Genomic DNA, 4,800 nt, shown 5'->3' with positions numbered 1-4,800 from the left:
TGTTTCAAAGAAGACCGCGATGGTGGATTTAACGCTTAAACTTTGGCACGCATTAACCACTGAAGACATCTTTACAGCATTTCAAAAAACCGCATTACTTATCTTTAGGTGAACACTCTCAAATATTTATGAGCTCTTTACGTCTCAACTCTGGCTGGCTGTAATATGCTATAACACTCCCAGTCTAAAAATTCATTTTTTGTCAATATTGTGGCTCAAAAAACTTGATCAAACCAATCCAAACCTGTGGTCTGGCGGCAAAATTTTTATCCCATTGTTAGTAATTAAATGGGGGTTGAGCGAGTGTGAAAAGAACTCAAATTTATCTGCTGATTGCGGGTATAATTTTATTGTTCTTGGGTGGTTGTCTTTATTATTTCCGTATAGATTCCATCATTACTGTGTTTATTGCATCTGCTGGACCCTTATGTTTCCTTAGATGTTTGATGTATAAAGAGCGACCAGCTGGAACGGTTTTAACCGGTGAACAACGCGACGCATACGCCCAGACCAGTTACTTCCGAATTTCAGTTATAGGTATGACTATAATGTTTAGCGGTTTTGGCGTAGGCCTCCTTGCAGATTATCTGCATGTTACCCCTATGGTAATGTGGGGTTTTGGTGTGGCAATCCTTGGTATGATCTTTATTGTTGTCGCGCGCATTTTCAAAAAGCATCTTATGAAAACAGACAAAACATGTGAAGCCTCGGCCTGATGGGTTGTGTTGGTGATACCTTTTCAAGCGTCGGCCCGCAGTCGACGATGTGATTTTTGATGATGCTGTTATTGGAGTGGTTTTAGCTGTCCTCTTTTTTCTTTGATGCTTGCTTGTGCTGCTGCTAGGCGTGCTATTGGAATTCGGTATGGTGAGCAGCTTACATAGTCGAGCTTGATGCGGTGGCAGAATTCTACGGCGCTGGGTTCTCCGCCGTGTTCCCCGCAGATTCCAATTTTTAGGTCCGGTCGGGTTTTGCGTCCCCACTCTACTGCTATAGCCATGAGTCTGCCTACGCCTTTGACATCTAGGATTTCAAAGGGGTTGTCTTGGAGGATTTTGTGTTCATTGTAGAATGGTAAAAACTTGTTTTCTGCATCTTCTCTTGAGAAACTAAACGTAGCCTGGGTTAGATCATTTGTTCCAAAACTAAAAAACGAGGCTAATTGCGCCAATTTTCCCGCCCGCATACAAGCCCGAACCACCTCAACCATGGTGCCCACCGTATAGTTTTTAAGATCCTGATCAGGGACTCTGTTTGCTACGCTTTGAATCATGTTACATATACGATTTAGCTCCTGAGCCGTACATACCTGTGGAATCATAATCTCCACCTTCACCGGTACCGTCTCTTTGATAAGACGGCTTGTTGCCAAGAGAATCGCCTCTATTTGCATCTCATAGATTTCAGGAAAAGTAATCCCCAATCGGACCCCACGATGCCCCAGCATGGGATTAACCTCCCGCAGAGTGCGAATTTTCTGAAGCATATCAACTCTTTTTTTGAGTTCGACTTCTTGGAGTGTGGTGAGCGTTTTGAGTATGTGCATATTTTCACTCAAAACCGCTTCCAATGCAGGGTTGACCATACAAAGCGCCTCAGAGATACATAGACCCTCTTTGAATGTCTCTTGATTTTTCTCAAGCATTTGAATTTCACGCTGTATTGCTTCCTCGGATGGCAAAAATTCGTGCAACGGCGGATCAAGCAAACGAATCGTCACAGGATAACCCCTCATCACCCGCATTATATCCACAAAATCCTCCACCTGCATCGGCAGTAACTGTTGCAATGCCTCTGTGCGTTTCTCGGTAGTATCGGCAAGTATCATATCTTGAAAGAGCCCAATACGCTCAGCTACATTAAACATGCGCTCTGTGCGGCAAAGCCCAATCCCCTCCGCCCCAAACCCAAGCGCCTTTTCTGCATCTTGAGGCGTATCCGCGTTTGCTCTCACCTCCAATCTGCGAAATTGATCCGCCCACTCAAGAATAGTCGTCAAATTTTCACTAATTTGGGGCTCAACCATAGCAATCTCTCCCAACCACACCCTGCCTGAGGTACCATCAATGGTTAGAAAGGTTCCAGGTGATATTTTATTGACCCCCACCGACGCCGTTTTTTCAAAGAGGTTAATTTTTATATCACCCGCACCCGAAACACATGGCTTACCCATACCCCTAGCAACAACAGCTGCGTGACTAGTTTTACCGCCCACTGATGTCAATATGCCCTGAGCTGCAAAAAAGCCATGAATATCCTCTGGTTTGGTTTGTTCACGCACCAAGATGACTTTTTTGCCGGCCCTGGCCTGTCGCTCGGCCTCATCAGCATCAAAAACGGCTTCCCCCGAAGCTGCACCCGGCGATGCACCTAACCCTGTTGCGATAGGGGCTATGGCATTTTTAGTATCAATCTGACAGTACATAAGCTGGGTCAGTTGGGCGGGATCTAGGCGCAGAAGAGCATCTTCTTTGCTAAGTAACCCCTCGTTAACCATGTCAATGCTGGTTTTCATAGCTGCAGTTGCATTCATCTTGGCTGTTCGGGTTTGGAGTATGTAGAGTTTGCCCTCCTGTATAGTGAATTCCAAATCTTGAACTTCATGAAAATTATGTTCCAGAATTTCACGAGTTTTACTTAATTCACTATACATCTGCGGCATGGTTTGTTGCATTTCTGCAATAGGATGTGGTGTTCGGATGCCTGCAACTACATCTTCTCCTTGTGCATTCTGTAGATAATCCCCAAAAAACACATTCTCTCCCGTGCCTGGATCTCTTGTGAAGGCCACCCCAGTTGCAGAGTTTTCACCCATATTGCCAAAAACCATGGTTTGCACATTAGCTGCCGTTCCATGCGCGATTTTTGGGGTGATTTTAAATTCACGCCGATAATCAATTGCACGTTTTCCATTCCACGACGAAAACACAGCTTCTATTGCCATAAGTAGCTGTTGATGAGGATCTTGCACCAAAGGCTTACCTGTGTGTCCTTGGATGATATGCTTAAAGATGCTGACCAGTTCTTGCATATCCTGCGCGCAGAGCTCAAGATCTTGGGTTATGTTGCGGTCTTTTTTGAGTTTCTCTAGGGCCTGATCGAATTCTTCATCACCAATACCCAATACAATATTGCCAAAAAGCGAAATAAAGCGGCGATAACTATCCCAACCAAAGCGCTCATCCCCACTACGTTTAATGAGTCCCTCCACAGTGGCATCGTTTATGCCTAAATTCAAAACTGTATCCATCATACCTGGCATAGAGATGGCTGCACCACTGCGAACTGAAACTAAAAGCGGATTATTGGGATCGCCAAAGCTCAAGTTCATTTTCTTCTCCACTTCGGCTATGGCTGTCTCAACTTGATCGATTAAACCTTCGGGAAATCGAAATCCGTTACTGAAATATTCCAGACAGCTCTGCGTTGTAATCACAAAACCCGGGGGAACAGGGAGACCGATTTGGGTCATTTCGCAGAGGCCTGCACCTTTGCCGCCTAAGAGTTTTTTGTTCTTTCCATCGCCCTCCTCAAAGAGGTAGACATATTTTGGATTTGAAGGTTTAATTTGGAAAAAGGTTCCCTGATTAGAACTCGAGCTGACTGGTTTAAGCAAAAACATCCCTATATATTCTATTTTTGATTTTGAAATAAAGCTGTGTGACTACAAAATCCAGACAACAACCATAATGTTGTTTGTTTTTTATTGTCTATTTCTTTTTATGCGGTTGTTTGGTTGGTGTTTTCTGTTTTTGGTGTTTTGTGTTATGTGCATGTGGCGGGTGTTGTTAGATGTTATATTGGGGGTGTTGTTGATGTTTTTTGTTTCTTTTTGGTTGTTTTTTGCTGGGTTTGTTTGGTTGGTTTGTGTTTTGTGTTTGTTTGCCCCCCGCAAATGGATTTGCGCCCCTCATGAAATTTTGTTTTTTGTTGAGGTGTTGAGGTACATTTTTGAAATCTACCTTGGATTGGCAAACGGGGTTTGTAGCGTGGTTTTTTTGTTGGGGGTTGTGAATTGCAATTTTTTTGTAGAAATGTTAAAATTTAGTCAGCAGTATTAGTTTATGCTGATAAACAGTTTGGCTTGGGTCTGTTGGCGTGGAAGACAAGAGCTATCTGGCGTCGAACACAATCTTTATATTTGTTATTGCTACATCTTGTCAAACTCAGCTACTATTGCTAAGCCCCGCAATTATCACATTGCGGCGGCTCAACCCGTACTGAAACGGCGAATTCGCCTTACAGGGATGATGGTGTTGGCCTCCAATTGCGGGGACATAAATGTGGACCTGATAAATTGCTCTATTAGGTCTGAATTGGGCTTTGACGTATAGAGTGGAATGTTTCTCCCTCCAAATCCAGGAGTAAGTAACAAAAATGCTAGGAGAATTGTGTCACAATTTCGTACCACACAAAAAACAAAAGTTCCGACAGAACAAACGGAGTGCATAACTCCGGTTGATCCTGCCGGACCCCACTGCTATCGGGATAGGACTAAGACATGCTAGTCGAGTGATTCAGGCAAAACGAGTCACGGCATACAGCTCAGTAACACGTGGCTAATCTGCCCTTAGGACAAGAACAACCCCGGGAAACTGGGGCTAATTCTTGATCGGCGAAGAACACTGGAATGTGTCTTCGCTTAAAAGATTTCACGTTATCCTCGTGAGGTTGCCTAAGGATGAGGCCGCGACCGATCAGGTTGTTGGTGAGGTAATGGCTCACCAAGCCTTTTACCGGTGCGGGCCGTGAGAGCGGGAGCCCGGAGATGGGCACTGAGACAAGGGCCCAGGCCCTACG

General features: G+C 44.5%; 2 protein-coding genes and 1 rRNA gene. 2 read left to right on the top strand and 1 reads right to left on the bottom strand.

Annotated elements, in window-relative coordinates; genetic code table 11:
• The first annotated feature begins 446 nt into the window (after window positions 1-446).
• Window positions 447-716 carry a hypothetical protein gene (locus FWF39_RS11900; protein WP_343383655.1) on the top strand — a complete coding sequence of 90 codons (270 nt, stop codon included), beginning with the start codon at window positions 447-449 and terminating at the stop codon, window positions 714-716.
• Between the two features lie 68 nt (window positions 717-784).
• Here the strand turns inward: FWF39_RS11900 and ppdK are convergent, their stop codons facing one another.
• Window positions 785-3,616: a pyruvate, phosphate dikinase gene (gene ppdK / locus FWF39_RS11895; RefSeq protein WP_343383654.1), complete on the bottom strand. Its 2,832-nt coding sequence runs from the start codon at window positions 3,614-3,616 to the stop codon at window positions 785-787.
• An 835-nt stretch (window positions 3,617-4,451) separates the two neighbouring features.
• Here ppdK and FWF39_RS11890 point away from each other — a divergent pair.
• Window positions 4,452-4,800, top strand: a 16S ribosomal RNA gene (locus tag FWF39_RS11890); the annotation flags it as partial.

It is taken from the genome of Candidatus Bathycorpusculum sp., from assembly GCF_009778815.1.
Taxonomy (GTDB): Archaea; Thermoproteota; Bathyarchaeia; order Bathyarchaeales; family Bathycorpusculaceae; genus Bathycorpusculum; species Bathycorpusculum hydrogenotrophicum.
Note: the sequence above shows the minus strand (reverse complement) of the source record. Positions and strands in the feature narration are given on the sequence as shown.

What these genes read in the sequence shown, in the direction of transcription:
- FWF39_RS11900 (WP_343383655.1), top strand. Translation starts at nt 447, where the DNA reads ATGTATAAAGAGCGACCAGCTGGAACGGTTTTAACCGGTGAACAACGC.